Here is a 21,048-nt window from a genome sequence, read left to right on the forward strand (position 1 = left end):
CGAAGAAAAGCGAAGACGCTCCAAAATTCAATCGGCGGAGGGCAGACGCCGCATGGTGAATTCGATGCGGTCGCCTTCCAGCTGCCGCCAGCTTTCCACTTCCGTCCAATAGGCCGCTTTGGGAAAGCTGTCGAACCATTCGCGCGCCTTGGCGCGGGCTTCCTCGCGGCCAAGACAGAACGTCTGGCGCACGAACATGCCGTCGCGCTTTTGTTCACCGCCGGCGCTTTCACGTTCCCTGCGATGATTGGTGATCCTGCGCTTCAGCCCGTCGAGCGGCGGCGGTCCGGTAAATTTCGTCATGATATTCACCTCTGGCACCTACATCGATAAAGATAGTGCCCGCATGTGAACTTGGCGAGTCGAATTTGTGCGCGGGGCCTGCACCTGCTAGACGCGACAGGGAATCGACGTCACCAAAGGAGAATACGCATGGAACGGCCAATCTTGCCGAAGGGCTTGCCCGACGACATCGAGGACAAGAAGGCCCTTGCCCAAGCCTGGTTCCAGCATCTTCGCGACACCATCGTCGCCTCCTTCGAGACCCTCGAAAGCGACCTGACGGGCCCTCTTTCCGATCAGGAGCCCGGCCGTTTCGTGCAGAAGGACTGGCTGCGTGACAATGGCGAGGGCGGCGGCGGGAAGATGTCGATGATGGAAGGTCGCGTCTTCGAAAAGGTCGGCGTCCACACCTCCACCGTCTATGGCGAATTCTCGCCGGAATTCCGCAAGCAGATACCGGGTGCGGAAGAAGACCCGCAGTTCTGGGCGTCGGGTATTTCGCTCATCGCCCATCCGGTCAACCCTCATGTGCCGGCCGTGCACATGAACACCCGCATGGTCGTCACCACCAGCCACTGGTTCGGCGGCGGCGCGGATCTGACGCCGGTGCTGGGACGCAGACGGACGCAGGAAGACCCGGACAGCCAGCTTTTCCACCGCGCCTTCGAAATTACCTGCAACCGCCATCCGGTCGCCGATTATCCGCGCTACAAGACGTGGTGCGACGAGTATTTTTTCCTGAAGCACCGCAACGAAGCCCGCGGCATCGGCGGCATCTTTTTCGACTGGCTGCACCCACAGGAGGAAAATGGCGGCTGGGACGCGAATTTCGCCTTCGTGCAGGATGTCGGCCGCGCCTTCAATCTGGTCTATCCGAAAATCGTCCGCGCCAATTTCAACCAGAACTGGACGGAAGCGGACCGCGACGAGCAGCTTATCCGTCGTGGCCGTTACGTGGAATTCAACCTGCTTTACGATCGCGGCACGATCTTTGGCCTCAAGACCGGAGGCAACGTCGAATCGATCCTGTCCTCCCTGCCGCCGGTGGTGCGCTGGCCCTAAAGAACCTCACATAAATTTGACGCTTATCAGCCATTTCGTCGCAAATAGCGCAAATTAGGACTTATGGAAAAATCAAGGCAATGATAGTCTCCTCCTCGCAGACGTACTGGAGGAGCTATCGTCATGATTACTTCGAACAGCATGCCTATCTCTGCTTCCCCCGAGGGAGCACAGCAATCCATCGATACCCCGGAATTGATCGACCGCCTGGCAGCGGAAATGCGCGCCACGGGTGATCGCGAACTGCCGCATTCCTTTTATGTCGAACAGGTAAAACGCTCCCTTGCCGGACAAAAGACGGCGCGGCGGGCGGACAATGACGAAATGCCTCGTACAAAAATTCCGGCAGCCGGCACATCCTCTGTTTTCCAGTGCTGGGCGATGCCCGAATAGGGGCTTGAATAAGGTCGAGGGACGCCGCTGTGGAACATAAGCGGTGAACTTTCGTTTCTTGTTGGAGGGACAGCAGGCAATTGAATTGCTGTCCCTCAATCAAAACAGGGAGGCAAGACCATGAGACTGTTTGAATGTGGAACGCTCGTGCCCGGCTGCGCCTGGCACACCCGCGCAGACGACGATGCCGAAGTCGTGCGCCGAACCGTTGAACATATGCGCTCGGCCCATGGCGAAACCGTCATCCGCGAAAATATGATCGAAAACATCAAGGCGCGCATCCGCGACGAAGCGAATGCGGCGTAAGCCGAAGCGCCGCCACTATTGCGGCTTCAATTCTCCAGCATATCTTTCAGCCGGGCGGTCAAGGCTGCCCGGTCCAGCGAGAAGTTGACGTCGATCCACTTTTCCTCGAGGCTTTTCAGCACTTCGCCCACCTTCGGGCCGGCCTCGACGCCAGCGGCCATCACATCCGCGCCGCTCAGAGGAAAGCCCGGTTTGTGGAATTTTTCCGCCCGCGCCAGCAATGTCGAAAGCCGCGCCACTTTCCGCATGGCCGTGTCGCCAGCCGAAAGATCGGCGCGGGCTGAAGCAAGCGCCAGTTTCAGCCGCGTCTTCACGCCCTCCAGACCCTGGCGATATAGCAGCCGGTCGAGCGCCGTCTCCTTCAACTCAGGGTCAGCCGCCGGAGCCGAGGCCCAGTGGTTAAGATAAGCCGCTTCGGCTTTCGACAGCCGGAGGCGCGCGGCAAGGGCAGCCAGCCTGTCCCTGTCCGGCGGCACGATGGCGGCAAGCCGCAGCATCGGGTCCACCGCCCAGCCGAGAGTCTGCTCCGTCGCCACCAGTCCATAAATGGCGTCGATGCCCCATTTTTCCGTTTCGGGAAGAATTTCCGCCAGAACGCCCGATTGCCGCATCCACAAAAGGGCGCGCGAAGGATCGCGGGCGGAAAGCAGCTTTTTCAATTCGCTCCACACCCGCTCGGCCGAAAGGGTGCCCAGCTTGTCCTTGGCCCGCGCGCTTGCCCGCAAGCCGTCCGCATCCGGGCGGCCGGAACCGTAATGGGCAAAAAAGCGGAAAAACCGGAGAATCCGCAGATAATCTTCCGAAATCCGCATCGCCGCATCGCCGATGAAACGCACTGTGCCGGTCTCGATATCGGGAAGACCATCGACAAGATCGATGATCTCGCCCTTTTCATCGGCATAGAGGGCATTGATGGTGAGGTCACGCCGCTCGGCGTCGGTCTGCCAGTCGGTGCCGAAGGCCACCTGTGCGTGGCGGCCATTGGTTTCGACATCGCGGCGCAGCGTCGTTACCTCGAAACCTTCGCCATCGATTACCAGCGTTACAGTGCCGTGCTCGATGCCGGTCGGCACCGCCTTGATGCCCACAGCCTTCGCCCGCTCCACCACCACGTCCGGAGTGAGCGTCGTCGCCATGTCGACATCGACGACCGGCAGGTCCATCAGCGCATTGCGCACCGCGCCGCCGACGATCCGCACCTCGCCGCCATCGGCATTCAGAAGCGTAAAGATGCGCTTCAGCGCCGGTTTTTGAAACCAGTCCCGCCCGGCAAGGCTGCTCATGAATAAAACCTCTCGTAAATCGTCCTGACGATGCCCGCCGTAATGCCCCAAATGTAGCGTTCGCCATAGGGCATTTCGTAGAAAAACCGCTCCTTCCCCTGAAAGATGCGGCTGCCGCGCCCGTGATTGGCCGGGTCCATCAGGAAGGACAACGGCACCTCGAAAACCTCGTCCACTTCAGTGGGATTAAGCGTCAAATCAAAGCCGGGGCGAACGACCGATAGCACCGGCTTGATGCGAAATCCCGTCCCGGAAATGTAGTCCGGCAGACGCCCGACCGTCTCCACGAAAGACCGCGAAAGGCCGATTTCTTCTTCCGTCTCCCGCAACGCTGCCTCTTCCGGCGTGCGGTCCTCGGCATCAATGCCGCCGCCGGGAAAGGAAATCTGGCCGGAATGTTTGCGCAGGGTTGCCGTACGCTGAGTGAAGATCACCCGCGCATCGTTGCCATCGTCGATGACAGGTATCAGCACGGCGGCATCCTTCAGCCGGATGCCGTTGCCAGAAAGCACCACGCCCGGATTGAGCACATGGTCGCCATTTTCCCGCTCGGCCACGCCCTCGCCTTCCTGCAGCACCCGGCGGCGGAAATCGCTGGCGGTAAAACCTTTGAATGTCGTCATTGTCATTGCGAAAGCCGTTCCAGTTCCTTGGCGGGCATCACGGGAAAGATCACCCCGCCCGAGCGCAGGGCAAACATCTCAACGCCATCCACGTCGATCACCTCGCCAAGGGCGACGAGGTCATACATCACGGCCCGCGAGACGAGCGCTTCCAGCCTACCGCGCACCAGAAGATAGGGCTTCAATTCCCGGTTCTCACCGAAAACCTCGAACCGCAGCGGGTGCTCCGGCCCCGCCTCCACCACGTCGCCGACATTGGTGCGGAAGGTCAGCAGCGGCTCGCCATCGTCCTCACCCGCCGTCACCTTCATTTCCACGGCGACGAAAGGCGCGTCCACCACGCGGATGCCGACTTTTTCCACAGGAGTTACGAGATAGGTCTTCCCGTCCTCATCCTTGCGCAGAACGGTGGAAAACAGCCGCACCAGCGGCGCTCTGCCAATGGGCGTGCCGAGATAGAACCAGGTGCCGTCAGCCCGGATTTCCATGTCCAGATCACCACAATAAGGTGGATTCCAGCGTTCCACCGGCGCCGGCCCGCGCTTCGCATCGCCGGTCTGTTCCGCGGCGCGGGAAATCATCGCCGCAAGCCCGGCCGCATCGCCTGCCGAATTTATCGTCTCCGCTGCCATATTCGAGTCTCGCTTTGCCGATAAGGAAATACTAAGTCACGACATAGTCATTCGAATGGCGCTTGTCAGCGGCCAAGAGAGCAATAAGCTGTAAGCGGGGCGATATAGGCCCGGTGGCGAAGGTATGAGGAGAGCGACATGGGCGTGATGAATACCGGCGAAACCCTTGATGAAAAGGCCATCGTCGCTGCGGCCGAAAAGGCGCTTTCCGACATTGCGGCCATCCGCACGGAAGTCTCCAAGGTCATTTTCGGCCAGGAAAAAGTGGTGCAGAACACGCTTCTTGCCATCCTCTCGGGCGGCCACGCGCTGCTCGTCGGCGTTCCCGGCCTCGCCAAGACCAAGCTCGTCACCACGCTCGGCACCGTAATCGGCCTCGATGCCAATCGCATCCAGTTCACACCGGACCTGATGCCGTCAGATATTCTCGGCTCCGAAGTCATGGATCAGGACGAGAACGGTCGCCGTTCTTTCCGCTTCATCAAGGGTCCGATTTTCGGCCAGTTGCTGATGGCCGACGAAATCAACCGCGCCAGCCCGCGCACGCAGTCCGCCCTTTTGCAGGCCATGCAGGAATATCACATCACCATGGCCGGCCAGACCTACGAGCTGCCGAAGCCGTTCCACGTTCTGGCCACACAGAACCCGCTGGAACAGGAAGGCACCTATCCGCTGCCCGAAGCCCAGCTCGACCGCTTCCTGCTTCAGGTCGATGTCGGTTATCCCGAACTTGCCGCCGAGCGACAGATCCTTCTCGACACGACAGGCGCCGCCTCGGGCGAAGCGCGCGGCGTGATCGATGCCGGGCGTCTGATGGAAATCCAGTCCCTGATCCGCCAGATGCCGGTCAGCGACAAGGTGGTGGATGCGATCCTTTCGCTCGTCCGCTCCGCCCGCCCCGGCCATGGCAACAAATTGACCGACAAGCACGTTGCCTGGGGACCGGGTCCGCGCGCCGGCCAGTCGCTGATGCTGACGGCCCGCGCCCGTGCTCTTTACGAAGGCCGGCTCGCTCCGTCGCTGGACGATGTCCATGCGCTGGCCGAACCGGTGCTGGAACACCGCATGGCGCTGACCTTTGCGGCCCGCGCCGAAGGCATGTCGGTGCGCGATGTCATCGCAGCGCTTGTGGAGCAGGCGAAGAACTGAACGCATCCCAGGCCCAAATTTTCGCGAAAGGACGGCATGTGGCATCCATCGGCCAGATCGTAGACAAGACGCCGGGTAGCGAAGTTCTGGCGCGTGCACGACAGCGCGCCGCCCTGGTGCCGGACTGCATGGTCGAGGCAAAGCGCATCGCCAACACCGTTATCGCCGGCTGGCACGGCCGCCGCAAGCGCGGCATCGGCGAAAATTTCTGGCAGTTCCGCCCCTATGCCGAAGGTGAGAGCCTGTCACGCATCGACTGGCGGCGCTCGGCCCGCGACGACCACACCTATGTGCGAGACCGGGAATGGGAAGCGGCCCACACCATCTGGCTTTGGGCCGACATGTCGCCGTCTATGATGTTCAAATCCACCCTTGGCTCTGTTTCAAAGGAAAGCCGGGCGCTGGTGCTGATGCTGGCGCTTGCGGAAATCCTCGCGCGCTCGGGTGAGCGCATCGGTTGCCCCGGCATCATGGAGCCTGTGTCGGCCAGAAACGCCGCCGAACGACTGGCCGCCGCCATCATGCACGCGCCGCTGACCACTGGCATGCCGGAAACGGGCATGATCCGCGGCGCGAGCGACATCGTGCTGATCGGTGATTTTCTCGATGATGCACAGACCGTGATGGAGCGCATTTCGCCGCTCGCGCGGCGCGGCCTGCGCGGTCATGTGGTGGAAATTGCCGATCCGGCCGAAGAGACTTTTCCCTATTCCGGCCGCACCGAATTCACCGATCCGGAAACCGGTGAAAAACTGGTGTCGGGCCGTGCCGAAACCATTCGCGAGGATTACACCCGCGCCTATCTCGCAAGGCGTGAGGCTCTGTCCTCCTCGTTGCGCCGTCTCGGCTGGAACTTCGTGTTCCACCGCACCGATCATCTCGCCTCCGAGGCGCTCGTCGCCGTTCACATGTATCTTTCCGGCGCGCCGGCACAGGGCGGTGGGCAAGGCGGTGGCCGTCGATGAGCGCATTGCCTTTCGTCTTCACCAGTCCCTATATCCTCTTCGGCCTGCTGGCGCTGCCCGCCATCTGGTGGCTGCTGCGACTGACGCCGCCGCGCCCCAAGGCGGAAGTGTTTCCGCCGCTTAAGATATTGGCGACGGTGCTGAAACGCGAGGAAACGCCCTCGAAAAGCCCATGGTGGCTGACCCTCCTGCGCATGGCGCTCGCCGCCGCCGTGATTTTCGCGCTCGCCGATCCGGTGGTGAACCCGCGCAACAACAGCATTGCCGGCAGCGGCCCGCTGGTGCTGGTGGTCGACAACAGCTGGGCCTCCGCGCCAGACTGGGAAAGACGCGTTGCAACCGCTGAGGCCCTGATCGGCGATGCGGAACGGGCCGACCGCCCCGTCTCCATCAGCTTCACCGCCGATGCAGAACATGACGCTGTACCGGGAACGGCAGGCGTTGCACTGGAAAAGCTCGCCGCAGCAAAGCCGAAGCCGCTCGTGCCGGACCGCGTGCGCACGGCAGAAGCCATCACAGAGGCGCTGAACGGCACGCCCCCCGGCACGCTCGCTTATATCGCCGATGGCGTTCAAACCGCGCAGGATGAAAGCGCACTGAGGACGCTCGCCAGCCTCTCACCCGCCGAATTCCGCATTGTGAAAGGCGACGGCAAGGCGATCAACGCCATTACCGGCGCCAGCAACAATGCCGATGCCATGAGCGTCACACTGTCACGGCCCGACACGGCCGAAGCCGCCCGGCTGACCGTCAATGCGCAGGACAGCCAGGGCCGTATCCTCGCCAACGGCATCGCAAACTTCGCGCCCGGCGCGGCCGAAACCACGGCGACGGTGGAAGCGCCCTTCGAACTGCGAAACGATTTCGCCCGTCTCTCCCTCGAAGGTGTTTCGACGGCAGGCGCGGTGCATCTTCTCGACGACGGCTTCCGCCGGCGTCGCGTGGCGCTGCTGGCCGGCGAAACCGGCAATGATTTCCAGCCGCTGCTACAACCGCTTTATTATATCAGCCGTGCACTTCAGCCCTTCGTTGATCTCATTCCGCAGCGGCAGGCCGATCTCGCGCAGGCGATCCCGGAAATCCTGCAATCCAATCCTTCGGTCATCGTCATGGCCGATATCGGCCGCCTGCCGCAGGAAACCTATGAGCCGATGCAAAAATGGCTTGCGGGCGGCGGCACGCTCATCCGTTTTGCCGGACCGCGCCTTGCCGCAGCACCGGCCGACGATCCGCTGGTGCCTGTAACACTCAGACAGGGCGAACGCGCGCTTGGTGGCGCGCTCTCCTGGGCCGAGCCGCAGCCGCTGGCCGATTTCCCGAATTTCGGCGCTTTCGCCGGCATGCCGAAGGCCGATGGCGTCCTCGTCAAACGCCAGGTTCTGGCCGAGCCGACACCCGATCTGGCTGAACGCACATGGGCGAGCCTTGCAGACGGCACGCCGCTCGTCACCACCCGCAATGTCGAGGCAGGCCGCATCGTGCTCTTCCATGTCAGCGCCGAAGCGAGTTGGTCCGACCTGCCGATCTCAGGCCATTTCGTCGATATGCTGCGCCGTATCGTGCAATTGTCGAAGGCGGGCGGCGCTTCTGCCAACGCAAACGCCCCGGCCGCTGCCCTGCCCCCCTTCCGGCTGCTGACGGCCGAAGGCGCGCTTTCCGCCGAAATCGGCACTGCCCGGCCGCTGGAAATGCGCGCCGGCCAGCCGCCCCGCTCCGGTTTCGACAATCCCCCCGGCCTCTATGGCACAGAGGATGGTTTCGTGGCTCTCAATCTTCTGCCGGCTGGCGCCACGCTTCGCCCGCTCGATACCTCGGTCGCCGGTGTCAACACCACCAGCGAAGCACTGATCGGCGAAACGGCGAAATCGCTGCGCCCGGCCTTGTTCATCGCTGCCTTCCTGATGCTGATTGCCGACAGTCTCATCGTGCTCTTCATGAACGGCGCCTTCGCACGCCTGCCGAAAGCCCGCAGCGCGACCGCCGCCACCGTGCTTCTGGCGCTCGGCGCCTTTGCCGCCATGTCTCCAACGGACGCCCGCGCCGACGACCCCAAACCCGGTGACGAGCAGATTTTCGAGCGGCTGGACACGACGCATCTCGCCTATGTCCGCACAGGCGAAGACGATGTCGACCGCATTTCCGAGCAGGGTCTCCAAGGTCTCAGCGAATTCCTGACCTGGCGCACGACGCTGGAACCCGGCCAGCCTGTCGGACTCGATATTTCCAAGGATGAATTGTCCTTTTATCCCATCATCTACTGGCCGGTTTCGGCCTCCGCCCCGATGCCGTCTAGCGCCGCTATATCGCGCATCGATGCGTATATGCGTGCCGGTGGCACTGTTCTGTTCGATACGCGCGACCAGTTTTCTTCGCTCGACACCGGCGCGACCAGCCCCAACGGCGAACGCCTGCAGGCGATCCTTGCCAATATCGACATTCCGCCGCTGGAACCTGTGCCGGAAGACCATGTTCTGACGCGCTCCTTCTACCTGCTCACCAATTTCCCCGGCCGTTACAACGGCTCACCGCTATGGGTGGAATCGCGACAGGGAGCGGCGAAGACCACCTCCGGTCTCTCCTCCTCCGGCGATGGCGTGACGCCGATCATGATAACGGGCAATGATTTCGCCGGTGCCTGGGCCGTCGACGCGCAGGGCGCTCCGGTTCTGCCCACTGTGCCGCCAGACGAATTGCAGCGCGAACATGCTTTCCGCTCCGGCGTCAACATCATGATGTATATGCTGACCGGCAACTACAAGGCCGATCAGGTCCATGTTCCGGCACTTCTCGAACGGTTGGGGCAGTGACATGACATTGACCTTCGCCCCCTTCCTGCCGTGGATCGTGATTGCCGTTCTGGCTGTCGCCGCCCTTGTCCTCTCCTTCATCGGCCTGTGGCGCGGTGTCCGCGGCGCATGGCTGCGCGGGCTGGCGCTCGCCGCTTTGCTTGCCGCCATCGCCAATCCGCTTTTGACGCAGGAGGAGCGCGAACCGCTTTCCACCATCGTTCCCGTCATCGTCGACCGCTCGCAGAGTCAGGATGTGCAGGACCGGCCGCAAATGACCGACACCGCCCTGAATGCGCTGCAAGACCGGCTGTCCCGCTTCCCGCGCATCGAGCCGCGCATCGTGGAAGTGCGTGACAATGGTGAGAGCGATTCACCCTCGACGCAGCTTTTCTCGGCCCTTTCCTCCGCCGTTTCGGATGTCTCGCCATCCCGCGTCGGCGGCGCGATCTTCCTCAGCGACGGCCAGATTCACGATATCCCGAATGCCCTGCCCAATGCCGAACAGGTGCTGGGCTTCCGCGCCCCCGTCCACGGACTGATCACCGGCAAGGCCGATGAATTCGACCGCCGTATCGAGATCGTCCGCGCCCCGCGCTTCGGCATCGTCAACGAGGAACAACAGCTGACCTTGCGCGTCTTCGATGACGGTCGCCCCGCCGGCGGCGGTGCTGCGGAAGTGACGGTGAAGATGAACGGTGAGGAAATCGCGACGCTTCAGGCGACACCCGGCCAGCCGACGCCGTTCAGTTTCAAGGTTCCGCGCGGCGGCAACAATGTCATGGAATTTTCCGTCGCCGAGCTTCCCGGTGAAGTGACGGCTGCCAATAACCGCGCCGTTCACCTGATCGAAGGCATTCGCCAGAACCTGCGCGTGCTGCTCGTCTCCGGCGAACCCCACGCCGGGGAACGGGCGTGGCGTAACCTCCTGAAATCCGATGCCTCGGTCGATCTGGTGCATTTCACCATTTTGCGCCCGCCGGAAAAGCAGGACGGCACCCCAATCAACGAACTCTCGCTGATCGCCTTCCCCACCCGCGAGCTGTTCGTCGAAAAAATCGAGGATTTCGATCTCATCATTTTCGACCGTTACCAGCATCGCGGTGTGCTGCCGATCCTCTATTACGATTACATCGCCCAATATGTCGAAAAGGGCGGCGCGCTGCTGATCGCCGCCGGTCCGGAACATGCCGGGCAGGATTCGATCGCAATGACACCGCTCGCCTCCGTGCTGCCGGCGCAGCCGACCGGGCAGGTGCATCAGGCCGCTTTCTACCCGCGCCTTTCGGAAGCGGGCAAAAAACACCCTGTCACCCGTGGGCTGGATGGATCTGGCGCCGAGCCGCCGCAATGGGGCCGCTGGTTCCGCACCATCAGCGTCGACCCGCCGCAGGGCCAGACGGTGATGCTGGGCGACGGGCAGGACCCGCTTCTGGTGCTGAACCGCCAGGGCGAAGGCCGTGTTGCCATGCTGCTGTCGGATCAGGGCTGGCTCTGGGCGCGTGGTTATGAAGGCGGCGGCCCGCATGTGGCGCTTTACCGCCGTATCGCCCACTGGCTGATGAAGGAGCCCGAGCTTGAGGAAGAGGCTCTGACGGCGCGTGCCAATGGCCGTACCTTGCAGATCACCCGCCAGACTATCGGCGACGATCCCGGTCAGGCAAGCGTGCGTTTCCCTTCGGGCAAGACGGAGAACATGGCCTTCACCAGCACCGAGCCCGGTCTTTACAAAATCGAGCGCCGCATGGATGAAACCGGCCTGTTCGAGATCAAGAACGGCGATTTCACCACTCTCGTTCATGTCGGCGCGGTGGATGCGCCGGAATTCAAGGCGATGATCTCGACGACCGAAACGCTGAAACCGCTGGCCGATGCCACCAGGGGCAGCGTGCACCGGGTGGCCGATAGTTCCGGCCGCATCGCCCTTCCCGATATATTGCCGGTGCGCGGAGATATCAGGGTTGCCGATGAGGATCGCATGCTGATACGCATGACCGACGAGACGGTGCTGAAAGGCGTCAACACCCTGCCGCTCTTTGCCGGTTTTGCCGGGCTTGGCGCGTTGCTGCTTGCCTTTTCCGCGCTTTGGTGGCGTGAGGGCCGGTAAGGGCGTTTCAAGCGCAGAGCTTAAGACGATTCACGTCTCGGAACGGAAAACGGGAAACGGCTGCCGCCCGGCGGCCCGGGAAGATGAACATGAATTTCGTTTTGAGCGATGTCGCGGATGCAGAGGCCGAAAAGGCCATTCGCGATCCGCTGGTGGCCTATAATCTCGCCCGTTTCGGTGAAAGCGACAAACGTGAACTCAACATCACCATCCGCGACGACGAAAACATCGTCACCGGCGGCCTGGTGGGCCACACCGCTCGCGGCTGGCTTTACGTCCAGCTTCTTTTCGTGCCGGAAACCATGCGCGGTCAGGGCATAGGCCCGAAGCTGCTTGCCATGGCGGAGGCGGAAGCCAGAAAACGCGGCTGCATGGGCGCCTATATCGATACGATGAACCCGGATGCCCTGAGAACCTACGAACGCTACGGTTTTATCAAGATCGGCTCGCTCGGCCCCCTCTCCAGCGGCCAGTCGATCACCTGGCTGGAGAAGCGCTTCTAGAGCATCCGCTAAGCGCCTCTAAGCGGCGATCCCCGATACCCCACCGTCGACCGTTCGGCCCATGGCCTCGCGGATTTGCTGGCGAAGCCACACGGCTCCGGCATCCGCGTCAGTCTGCAATGTCCAGACCATGGCGACGGGCGGGAAACTGAGCGTCACCGGCACGGGGCTTATTTCCAGCCCCAGCATTGGCGCGTAACGAAGGGCGATGCGTGAGGACACGGTCGCCAGCACCGCTGAGGATCGCGCCGTCGCCAGAACCGAAAGGAAATCCGGCGCAGCCGCAACGACATCGATTTCCAAGCCGCTCAGTTCCAGTGCATCCTTGATGCAGCCATGCAGGCTGTCCGTCTGCGATATGACCGCATGTTTGGCCTCGATATAGGCGTCCAGTCCCACGGGATTGGGCAGATCGAGCAAAGCCGGGTTGAAGCAGCACAGCACGCTGGAGGAATAAAGCGGTTCGCAACGGTGGCGCTGCTCCTTCGAATAGGTGCATCCAACAGCCATGTCGATCACGCCCGTATCCAGCATCGCCGTGATCTCCTGCTCCTGCCCGCTGCGGGCCAGAATGCGGATGCCGGGCGCGATTTCGCGCAGCCGCGCCGTCAGATCCGGCAAAAGCAACAGCTCCACCTCGCTAGACATGCCCAGCCGGAACGTGCGGCGCTCGGTGGCCGGATCGAACACATCCGCCGTCAAAACCGCCGCCTGCGCCTGCCGGAGCGCCTGCCGCACCGGGCCAGCCAGATGGAGCGCTCGCGCCGTCGGCTTCATCTCCTGCCCCACGCGGATAAAAAGCTCGTCCTGAAACAGCGTCCGCAGGGTGGAGAGATTATGGCTCATCGCCGGCTGCTGGATTTTCAGCCGCCGCGCGGCGCGCGTAACGTTCATCTCCTCCATCATCGCATCGAAAGCGATGAGAAGATTGAGGTCGAAGGAACGGAGATTGAAATGATCGATAGTTTGCATAAGTCACATCGATTTGATTGCTGACCTGTCTACACTTAGCTGGAGTGCGGAAAGTTTCAAGACATTCCTTCAACCCAGGAGTCCCCCAATGCCGTCACGTCGCTCACTTCTAAAAGGCGCCGCCAGCGCCATCTTCGCCGCGCCTTTTGTTGCACCCGCCGTCGCATTCGCCAAGGCGCCCCTTGCCGCCACACAGGCCCCCGGCTTTCATCGGCTGATGGTCGGCAAGGCGGAAGTCACCGCCCTCTCGGACGGAGTCATCGCGCTGCCACTCGCCAAGATTTACACCAACACCACACCGGAACACGCCTCGAAGGTCTTACAGGACGCCTTCCTGCCGGAAGAGACGCCCACCTCAGTCAATGCATTTCTCGTCAACACAGGAGACAGGCTGGTGCTGATCGACGCCGGCACCGGCGCCTATCTCGGCCCGTCCCTCGGAAGGCTCGTCGCCAATATTGAGGCCTCCGGTTATAAAAGCGCTGAAATAGATGACGTTGTCCTCACCCATATCCATACCGACCACTCCGGCGGGCTATCGGCCGATGGCAAACGTGTCTTTGCCAATGCGACCCTGCACGTCAACGAGCGCGAAGCCGCCTTCTGGCTCGATGCGGCAAAGGCCAAGGCGGCCCCCGAAGCGCTGAAGAAGGGTTATGCCGAAGCGAAGGAGAGCATCCAGCCCTATATCGATGCCGGCAAATTCGAGACATTCGGCGATAATGCCGCGCCGGTTGCCGGTCTCGGCTCTGTCCTTTACGCCGGCCACACGCCCGGCCACAGCGCTATTGTTCTCGAAAGCGACGGCCAGAAAATCGTCTTCTGGGGCGATATCACCCATGGCGATATCCTCCAGTTCGATGAGCCGGATGTGGCGATCGAATTCGACGTCGACCAGAAGGCCGCCGTCGTGGCGCGTGATCTGGCGTTCCGGCAGGCGGTGGAAGGCAGATATCTGGTGGCTGGCGCACATATAGCCTTCCCCGGTATCGGCCATGTGCGCAGCGACAGCACCAATTACGATTGGCTGCCGGTCAATTATACGGCGCTCTAAGGGGCGAAACAGCCTGGCCTGATCCTCAACGGGTCAGGCCTTTGCGCGGGAACGACGCGTCAGGTCAGCGCCACCTGCCGCGTTTCCGCATTGATCATCGTCGCGGCAATGGCGGCAAGCACCAGCAGACCGGCGAAAATGCCGATTGCGACGCCAAAACCCTGCGCTATGGCATAGCCAAGCAGAGACGGCGCCAGCAGGCCGCCCAGCCTTGCCATGGCGCCCGCAGCCCCCATGCCGGTTGCGCGCGATTCGGTCGGGTAAAGCTCCGGCGTAAAGGCGTAGAGCGCGCCCCAGGTGCCGAGAAGGGCAAAACTCATGATCAGCAGCGAAGCGGCAATCATAACGCCGCCGACCGCGAGTGTGAACAGCAGGCAACCGAGCGCCGAGAGCAGGCAAAAACCGATCAGCGTCGGCTTGCGACCCCATTTTTCAACGCCATAAGCGGCAAGCGCATAACCGGGGATCTGCGCCAGCGCCACCAGCACCAGAAACCCGTAACCGCGCACGAAACCGAAACCGTCGCCCGCCAGTTTCGCCGGCATCCAGGTGAAGACGCCGTAATAGGAAACAGAGACGAGGAACCAGATCGCAAGGATCATGAGGCTGCGCTGCCTGAGCGCCGGTGAAAATATCCCCTGGCCCTTAGCCACATCAGGCTGGAAAAGCGCCGTCCCGGCATCGAGCGGCGCGCGCCCATTCGTCACCAGCATGCGGTTGACGACGGCCTTGGCTTCCTCCAATCGCCCGCTGCGCAGCAGGTAAAGCGGCGATTCCGGCACCAGAAAACGTAAGCCCAGCCCCAGAACGGCCGGGAACGCCGTCACGGCAAAAATGTAACGCCAGGCATCGGCGACGCCGGCAAGGCTCGCGCCCCAGGCCGCCAGCGCCACGATCAGCGTGCCGACAGCCCAGAAACCCTCCAGAAAGACCAGCCAGCGGCCACGATTTTTGGCGGGCAGGAATTCGGCCATCATCGCATAATCCACCGGCAGCGTGCCGCCCACGGCGGCCCCGGTGAGAAAACGCAGGACGAGCAGGATGGTAAAATCGGGAGCGAACACCGAAAGCACGCCGAACAGCGCATCGCAGGCCACGGTGACGATCAGCACACGGCGACGCCCGTAACGATCCGCCAGCCGCCCGAAACCGGCAGCACCCAGCAACATGCCGAAAAAGAACGCCGTTCCGGTCTGCAAGGCCTGCGGCACCGTCAGCCCGAAGGTTGCGGCAATCGAGGCGGCGGTGAAGCCGACGGCGAGAACCTGCATGGCATCCGCGGCCCAGACGAGGCCGAATATGCCCATCAGCCGCCGCTGATAGGCGCCTGCGCCCGCGCGCTCCAGCGCATCGTTCATGGTGATAGCCGTCATGCCCCGCCCCTTTGCAGAAATCGACTTTGACTTGCTATCGTATAGGGGGAGGAAACGGAATTGAATTCTGTGGAGGGTTTGCACGGTTGGAACGAAATGCACGCCGCAACGATAGACGAACCCCTCAGCCGTAAACCCTGAGCGGCTCCTCAAAACCCTCATCTGCCGCCATGGCGGCCGGCATGACGGCCTGGCAATTGCGCCAGCCGATCTTGCCCTTCAGCCGCTGATGCACGTCGTCTCCAATTGGCACCACCAGCACCCGGCTCGGGTCCACCGGACCCGGAAAATCGAGCGCCGCATAAGCGACCTTCTCGAAACCGAGCGGCATATAATAGGGCGGATCGCCAATCAGGATCACGGCTTCCGAGCCGTTGCGCCGGGCGGCGGCAATGGCGATCCGGACGAGTTCCCGGCCGATGCCCTTGTTCTTGTGCGAGGGCCGAACGGCAAGGGGCCCGAGCATATGGCCCTTCACCCCGCCGGCCAGAACCGGCGTCATGCGCACCGAAGCAATCGTCTCGCCATCATCGGCGCAGACGAAGGACAGCGACCGGTCATGCGGCCCCTGCTCGCGGATGCGCGCGGCCGCACGGGTATGCCGGCCGGGACCGAATGCTTCTTCGTTGATGACGTCGATGATGGCGTCGTGCGACGCGTCCTCGGTGAGGTAGACAAGATCGTGCTTGGACATGAAGAGACCGAAACTTCCAGAATACGGATGCGACAATAGATGACGGCTGCGCCGGTAAGGGCGTTCAGGAGCGTCAGCGTCGTCGGAGCATCCGTGGTTCGATCATAATCAAAAATTTCCTCAGAATTGTGAAAATCGCAATTATCAGGAAAATAACGGTCCGTCCAGAACAAATCGCTACGCCGTGCCATTCCCGCTATGCGAGGCGGAAACGCATTGTTCAATACCTGGCGGGTTCGCGCCTGACCGTGAAACGGGTAGGATCGGCCACAAGGAAACAACCAAGGAGATCATCATGGGTATGCTCGTGGAAGGCGTATGGAAAGACGTCTGGTACGACACCAAGGAAACCAAGGGGCACTTTAAGCGCAGTGCCTCGCAATTCCGCAACTGGATTACAGCCGACGGCGCACCCGGCCCTTCCGGAGAAGGCGGGTTCGAGGCGGGGAAGGACCGTTACCACCTCTACGTCTCCCTCGCCTGCCCCTGGGCGCACCGCACCCTGATCTTCCGCAAGCTGAAGAAGCTGGAAGACCTGATTTCCGTCTCCGTCGTCGATCCGCTGATGCTGGAAAACGGCTGGGAATTCAAGCCTGAGGGCGAGCGCACACCGGGCGCGACCGAGGATCACCTCTTCGGCTCCTCGGCGCTCTGGCAGGTCTACACCAAAGCAGACCCCAAATATTCGGGGCGTGTCACCGTGCCAGTGCTGTGGGATAAAAAACGCGGCACCATCGTCTCCAATGAATCGGCGGAAATCATCCGCATGTTCAACGTGGCCTTCAACGATCTCACCGGCTCGCAGGCCGATTATTATCCTGAAGCACTGCGCTCGGAAATCGACGCACTGAACGAGGTAATCTACGACACCGTCAATAACGGTGTTTACAAAGCCGGTTTCGCCACCACGCAGGATGCCTACCAGCAGAACGCCGTAAAGGTATTCGAAACGCTGGATATGCTGGAGGACCGCCTGAAGGATCGACGTTTCCTGTTCGGCGCGGAGCAGACGGAAGCGGACTGGCGGCTATTCACCACGCTGGTGCGGTTCGATCCTGTCTATGTCGGCCATTTCAAGTGCAACATCCGCCGCATCCACGACTATCCGCACCTGACAGCTTATCTGCGCGATCTCTACCAGACGCCGGGCGTACCTGAAACGGTCGATATGCGCCACATCAAGGAACATTATTACCGCAGCCACCGCACCATCAATCCGACCGGCATCGTGCCCGTTGGCCCGGAACTGGACCTGACCATGGCCCATGGCCGCGAGGCACTTGCCTGACGGCAGAAATGCCGCCGCTACCAGTAGTCGGCAATCGCCGCTTTGCCGGAAAGTTCGGCAAGGCGGCGGCGGGTGGCGGGTGTCACATTTTCCGGCAGGTCTGAGAGATCGAAAAAACCGCTTTCAGTGATTTCATGATCCGGTTTTTTCGGCGTGGTCTGGGTGACCTGAAGCCGGTAGAGCGCCACATGATCGCGGTTACTGCCTTCCAGATTGAGGTAGACATGCAAAAGCTCCGGCTTCGAGGAAGCCTCAAGATTGCCTTCCTCGCGAATTTCCTTGTGTAATGCCGCGAGCAGGGTTTCGCCGCGTTCCACCCCGCCGCCCGGCAGATACCAGCCGGGCAGATAGGTGTGCCGCACGAGAAAAATCCTGCCCTGTTCATCGTAGCAAGCGGCGCGCACGCCAAGGGTTGCACCGCGCGTGAACAGGAAAACGAAATGCAGAATGCGGATCAGCAGGCGCGTGTGGAACGGGCGGGCGTCCCGCCGCATTGTCTCATCACTCACTCTGGTTTCTCCCCGTCGGCAGGCTTTTGTTGGACGTGTGGCATATCATAGGTTATCTCTCCCGCCATGTTCAAACTTGCGCATATTTCAGACGTCCATTTGGGGCCTTTGCCGAAACTCACTTTCCGGGAACTTGCATCGAAACGGATCACCGGTTTCGTCAACTGGCATCGCAACCGCCGCAAGCATCTCTTCACCGATACGCTTGAAAAGCTGCTCGACGATCTCGAGACAAAATCGCCGGATCATCTGGCTATCACCGGCGATCTCGTCAATCTTGCGACCGGCATCGAAATCCGCGCCGCCGCCGATTGGCTGGAGGAAGTGGGCGATCCCGAAAAGACCTCCGTCGTTCCCGGTAATCACGACGCCTATGTGTCCGGCGCGCACGACAAGGCCATGCAGGCCTGGTATCCTTACGTGCGCGGTGATGGCGACCCTGCGGAATGGGATGATGACCGCAAGATTTTCCCCTATATGCGCGTGCGCGGCCCCGTCGCACTGATTGGCTGCTCCACCTCTATTGCCACACCGCCCTTCTCCGCAACGGGATATTTCGGTAACCGGCAGGCCCGCGCCACGGCGGAACTCTTAAAAAAAGCCGGTGAACAGGGTTTGTTCCGCGTGGTGATGATCCATCATCCGCCGATCCGGGGTGCCACTGCCGCCCACAAGCGCATGTTCGGCGTTCGCCGTTTTGCAGCGGCACTGGGCGTCGGCGGTGCGGAGCTGGTGTTGCATGGGCATACCCATTTGAACACGGTTTACTGGCTGAATACGCATCATGGGCTGGACCACATCCCGGTCGTCGGCATTTCCTCCGCGAGCCAGGGGCCGGGCGGCGAAAAACCGCGGGCGGCCTATAATCTCTTCAACATTTCCGGCGGTCCCGGCACCTGGAACGTTGCCTGCGAACGGCATAGCCTCAATGAGGCCGGCACGGGTGTGGCGCTTGAGGATATCAGGGTGTTTTATGAGAATGGTAGGCCGCTGGGCTTTTCGCGTCCTGCGGAGCAGAGTCCGGAGGAGTAAAGCGACGGAGGGTGGGGGGGTAAACCCACCCTCCAAGCAAGCTCACTTCGCCCGCTCTTCCAACACCCGGTTGGCCGCCGAAACGATTGCCTCCAGCGAAGCCGCCACGATATTCGTGTTGATCCCCGCGCCGAACAACTTACCACCCGGATGCTCCATCTCGACATAGGCGATGGCCGAAGCATTCGAGCCATGCTGCAGTGAATGCTCCGAATAATCGTTTACCGACAGATCAACCCCGAGATAAACCGACAGCGCATTGATGAACCCGTCGATCGGACCCGTTCCCTTGCCCTCGATGCGCTTCACCTCGCCATTGTCGGTGATCTCGGCGGCGACGATGCGCACGCCCTTGAAATCGCCGGCCGGATAGGTGTGGTGATCCACGAACTTGATGCGCGCATTCGGCTGTGTCACGTAGCGCTCGATAAAACGCTCGTAGATGCGCTTGGCCGGCAGTTCCACGCCCTCTTCATCGGTGATGCGCTGGATGTCCTCACGGAACTCCACCTGCAAATTGCGCGGCAGGTTGATGCCGTAATCCTGCTGGAGAATATAGGCGATACCGCCCTTGCCGGATTGTGAGTTGATGCGAATGATCGCCTCATAGGAGCGGCCGACATCCTTCGGATCGATCGGCAGATAGGGCACTTCCCAAACAGGGTGGTTGGCGACCTTGATCGCCTTCATGCCCTTGTTGATCGCATCCTGATGCGAGCCGGAGAAGGCCGTATAGACCAGTTCGCCCACGTAAGGGTGGCGCTCCGGGATCGTCATCTCGTTGGAATATTCGTAGACATCCTTGATGCGCTCGATATCGCGGCAGTCCAGCTCAGGATCCACACCCTGCGTATACATGTTCAGCGCCAGCGTCACGACGTCGACATTGCCGGTGCGCTCGCCATTGCCGAACAGCGTGCCTTCGACGCGATCCGCACCCGCCATCAGACCCAGTTCGGTCGCGGCAATGCCGGTACCACGGTCATTATGCGGATGCAGCGAGATGATGACGTTTTCGCGGTTATCGATATTGCGGCACATCCATTCGATCTGGTCGGCATAGATGTTCGGCGTCGCCATTTCGACGGTCGAGGGCAGGTTCAGGATCAGCTTGTTGTCCGCCGTCGGCTTCACCACCTCGACCACGGCATTGCAGATTTCCAGCGCCACTTCCAGCTCGGTGCCGGTAAAGCTCTCGGGCGAATATTCGAAACGATAACCGCCGCCAGCCTTCGCCGCCATATCGGTGATCATCTTGGCGGCATCGACGGCGATCTGCTTGATGCCATGCACATCCTTGCCGAACACCACGCGGCGCTGCAATTCCGACGTGGAATTGTAGAAATGGATGATCGGCTTGTTGGCGCCTTCCAACGCCTCGAAGGTGCGGCTAATCAGCTCCGGGCGGCACTGCACCAGCACCTGCAGGGAGACATCGTCGGGCACGTTGCCCTCTTCCACGCACCAGCGGGCGAAATCGAAATCCGTCTGCGAGGCGGAAGGGAAACCGATCTCGATTTCCTTGAAACCCATTTCGAGCAGCAGCTTGAACATGCGTGCCTTGCGGTCGTGACCCATGGGGTTGACCAGCGACTGGTTGCCGTCGCGCAGGTCCACCGAACACCAGATCGGCGCCTTGTCGATGGTCTTACCCGGCCATGTGCGGTCGGGAATATTGATGGTCGGGTAAGGGCGATACTTCACGCTAGCGTCAGCCATGCCCTTGGAAATATTGGTGATCTTACCGTCCATTTCGCTTCCTCCTTGCGCAGTCCGCGGGCGTCTTTCGCCATCGGCGGATGCGCGGCCCTTCAGGGCCTAAATCCAGTATAAAATGAGATTTCGAGATGAGGAGCGTTTGCGCCAGCGGGCTTTCGGCCGCCGGGCGCTCCTCACTGGACCCGGCAACCGCGTGTAAGGTCGAGGCTAAGAAGCGAGAGTGCACCGCACGGCGAGGCCTTCGCAGAAATCTGCGCGCTCATGCCAAAAATGGTTGCGATGCTGTTGCTCATGGCGATGTGTATAAACAGCGGCT

At 61.5% G+C, this 21,048-nt stretch carries 20 protein-coding genes; 11 read left to right on the forward strand and 9 right to left on the reverse strand.

Annotated features, from left to right (window positions below; translation table 11 throughout):
- Window positions 1-27 precede the first annotated feature (27 nt).
- Complete coding sequence (locus tag O9X91_RS05385; RefSeq protein ID WP_077981631.1) at window positions 28-303, reverse strand: hypothetical protein; 276 nt, start codon at window positions 301-303, stop codon at window positions 28-30.
- Window positions 304-432: 129 nt separating this feature from the next.
- Between O9X91_RS05385 and hemF the strand changes: the two genes are divergently transcribed.
- The 3 genes from hemF (at window position 433) to O9X91_RS05400 (ending at window position 2,043) form a co-directional block, all read left to right on the forward strand.
- Window positions 433-1,344 (forward strand): oxygen-dependent coproporphyrinogen oxidase, encoded by a 912-nt coding sequence (hemF, locus tag O9X91_RS05390; RefSeq protein ID WP_142911736.1) that lies wholly within the window; start codon window positions 433-435, stop codon window positions 1,342-1,344.
- A gap of 123 nt (window positions 1,345-1,467) precedes the next feature.
- The gene (locus O9X91_RS05395) at window positions 1,468-1,737 is read left to right on the forward strand and encodes a hypothetical protein (RefSeq protein ID WP_142911737.1); all 270 of its coding nucleotides are present in this window, start codon (window positions 1,468-1,470) and stop codon (window positions 1,735-1,737) included.
- A gap of 120 nt (window positions 1,738-1,857) precedes the next feature.
- Entirely contained in the window at window positions 1,858-2,043 is a 186-nt protein-coding gene (locus O9X91_RS05400; RefSeq protein ID WP_004442982.1) for a DUF1059 domain-containing protein, read from the forward strand.
- Window positions 2,044-2,069: 26 nt separating this feature from the next.
- Here the strand turns inward: O9X91_RS05400 and O9X91_RS05405 are convergent, their stop codons facing one another.
- Genes O9X91_RS05405 through O9X91_RS05415 form a run of 3 tightly spaced genes read right to left on the reverse strand, consistent with a single transcriptional unit; the run spans window position 2,070 to window position 4,581 of the window.
- Window positions 2,070-3,326, reverse strand: a complete 1,257-nt coding sequence (locus tag O9X91_RS05405; protein WP_142911738.1) for a CCA tRNA nucleotidyltransferase — start codon at window positions 3,324-3,326, stop codon at window positions 2,070-2,072.
- Window positions 3,323-3,955 carry an NUDIX hydrolase gene (locus O9X91_RS05410; protein WP_142911739.1) on the reverse strand — a complete coding sequence of 211 codons (633 nt, stop codon included), beginning with the start codon at window positions 3,953-3,955 and terminating at the stop codon, window positions 3,323-3,325. Before O9X91_RS05410 ends, O9X91_RS05405 begins: the two co-directional genes overlap by 4 nt.
- A complete protein-coding gene (locus O9X91_RS05415) occupies window positions 3,952-4,581 on the reverse strand; it encodes a DUF1285 domain-containing protein (RefSeq protein WP_077981568.1) in 630 nt (209 codons plus the stop codon). Before O9X91_RS05415 ends, O9X91_RS05410 begins: the two co-directional genes overlap by 4 nt.
- A gap of 138 nt (window positions 4,582-4,719) precedes the next feature.
- On the opposite strand from O9X91_RS05415, the gene O9X91_RS05420 reads away from it, so the two are divergent.
- From O9X91_RS05420 to O9X91_RS05440, 5 genes are all read left to right on the forward strand, one after another.
- Entirely contained in the window at window positions 4,720-5,730 is a 1,011-nt protein-coding gene (locus O9X91_RS05420; RefSeq protein ID WP_077981567.1) for an AAA family ATPase, read from the forward strand.
- Between the two features lie 38 nt (window positions 5,731-5,768).
- Complete coding sequence (locus tag O9X91_RS05425) at window positions 5,769-6,695, forward strand: DUF58 domain-containing protein (RefSeq protein ID WP_077981566.1); 927 nt, start codon at window positions 5,769-5,771, stop codon at window positions 6,693-6,695.
- A complete protein-coding gene (locus O9X91_RS05430; protein ID WP_269833992.1) occupies window positions 6,692-9,502 on the forward strand; it encodes a DUF4159 domain-containing protein in 2,811 nt (936 codons plus the stop codon). Before O9X91_RS05425 ends, O9X91_RS05430 begins: the two co-directional genes overlap by 4 nt.
- 1 nt (window position 9,503) lies before the next feature.
- A complete protein-coding gene (locus O9X91_RS05435) occupies window positions 9,504-11,588 on the forward strand; it encodes a hypothetical protein (RefSeq protein WP_137410770.1) in 2,085 nt (694 codons plus the stop codon).
- An 89-nt stretch (window positions 11,589-11,677) separates the two neighbouring features.
- Window positions 11,678-12,091 (forward strand): GNAT family N-acetyltransferase, encoded by a 414-nt coding sequence (locus tag O9X91_RS05440; protein ID WP_269833991.1) that lies wholly within the window; start codon window positions 11,678-11,680, stop codon window positions 12,089-12,091.
- Window positions 12,092-12,109: 18 nt separating this feature from the next.
- Here the strand turns inward: O9X91_RS05440 and O9X91_RS05445 are convergent, their stop codons facing one another.
- Window positions 12,110-13,063, reverse strand: coding sequence for a LysR family transcriptional regulator (locus tag O9X91_RS05445; RefSeq protein WP_142911742.1), 954 nt, complete (start codon window positions 13,061-13,063; stop codon window positions 12,110-12,112).
- 88 nt (window positions 13,064-13,151) lie between these two features.
- On the opposite strand from O9X91_RS05445, the gene O9X91_RS05450 reads away from it, so the two are divergent.
- Window positions 13,152-14,117, forward strand: coding sequence for an MBL fold metallo-hydrolase (locus O9X91_RS05450; RefSeq protein WP_142911743.1), 966 nt, complete (start codon window positions 13,152-13,154; stop codon window positions 14,115-14,117).
- Window positions 14,118-14,176: 59 nt separating this feature from the next.
- On the opposite strand, the gene O9X91_RS05455 is transcribed toward O9X91_RS05450, so the two are convergent.
- Both O9X91_RS05455 and O9X91_RS05460 read right to left on the reverse strand, forming a co-directional pair.
- Window positions 14,177-15,490, reverse strand: a complete 1,314-nt coding sequence (locus tag O9X91_RS05455) for an MFS transporter (RefSeq protein WP_137410774.1) — start codon at window positions 15,488-15,490, stop codon at window positions 14,177-14,179.
- A 124-nt stretch (window positions 15,491-15,614) separates the two neighbouring features.
- A complete protein-coding gene (locus O9X91_RS05460) occupies window positions 15,615-16,184 on the reverse strand; it encodes a GNAT family N-acetyltransferase (protein WP_077981559.1) in 570 nt (189 codons plus the stop codon).
- A 295-nt stretch (window positions 16,185-16,479) separates the two neighbouring features.
- On the opposite strand from O9X91_RS05460, the gene O9X91_RS05465 reads away from it, so the two are divergent.
- Window positions 16,480-17,472 carry a glutathione S-transferase family protein gene (locus O9X91_RS05465; protein ID WP_077981558.1) on the forward strand — a complete coding sequence of 331 codons (993 nt, stop codon included), beginning with the start codon at window positions 16,480-16,482 and terminating at the stop codon, window positions 17,470-17,472.
- 17 nt (window positions 17,473-17,489) lie between these two features.
- Here the strand turns inward: O9X91_RS05465 and O9X91_RS05470 are convergent, their stop codons facing one another.
- On the reverse strand, window positions 17,490-17,966 hold the full coding sequence (locus O9X91_RS05470) for an NUDIX domain-containing protein (RefSeq protein ID WP_202048244.1): 477 nt from the start codon (window positions 17,964-17,966) through the stop codon (window positions 17,490-17,492).
- A gap of 81 nt (window positions 17,967-18,047) precedes the next feature.
- Here O9X91_RS05470 and O9X91_RS05475 point away from each other — a divergent pair, with 81 nt between their 5' ends.
- Complete coding sequence (locus O9X91_RS05475; protein ID WP_137410777.1) at window positions 18,048-19,013, forward strand: metallophosphoesterase family protein; 966 nt, start codon at window positions 18,048-18,050, stop codon at window positions 19,011-19,013.
- Between the two features lie 42 nt (window positions 19,014-19,055).
- On the opposite strand, the gene leuA is transcribed toward O9X91_RS05475, so the two are convergent.
- Window positions 19,056-20,765, reverse strand: a complete 1,710-nt coding sequence (gene leuA / locus O9X91_RS05480; protein WP_077981555.1) for a 2-isopropylmalate synthase — start codon at window positions 20,763-20,765, stop codon at window positions 19,056-19,058.
- Between the last annotated feature and the right edge of the window lie 283 nt (window positions 20,766-21,048).

Origin of the sequence: Agrobacterium salinitolerans, assembly GCF_027498475.1 — a bacterium.
In the GTDB taxonomy this organism is placed as follows: domain Bacteria; phylum Pseudomonadota; class Alphaproteobacteria; order Rhizobiales; family Rhizobiaceae; genus Agrobacterium; species Agrobacterium salinitolerans.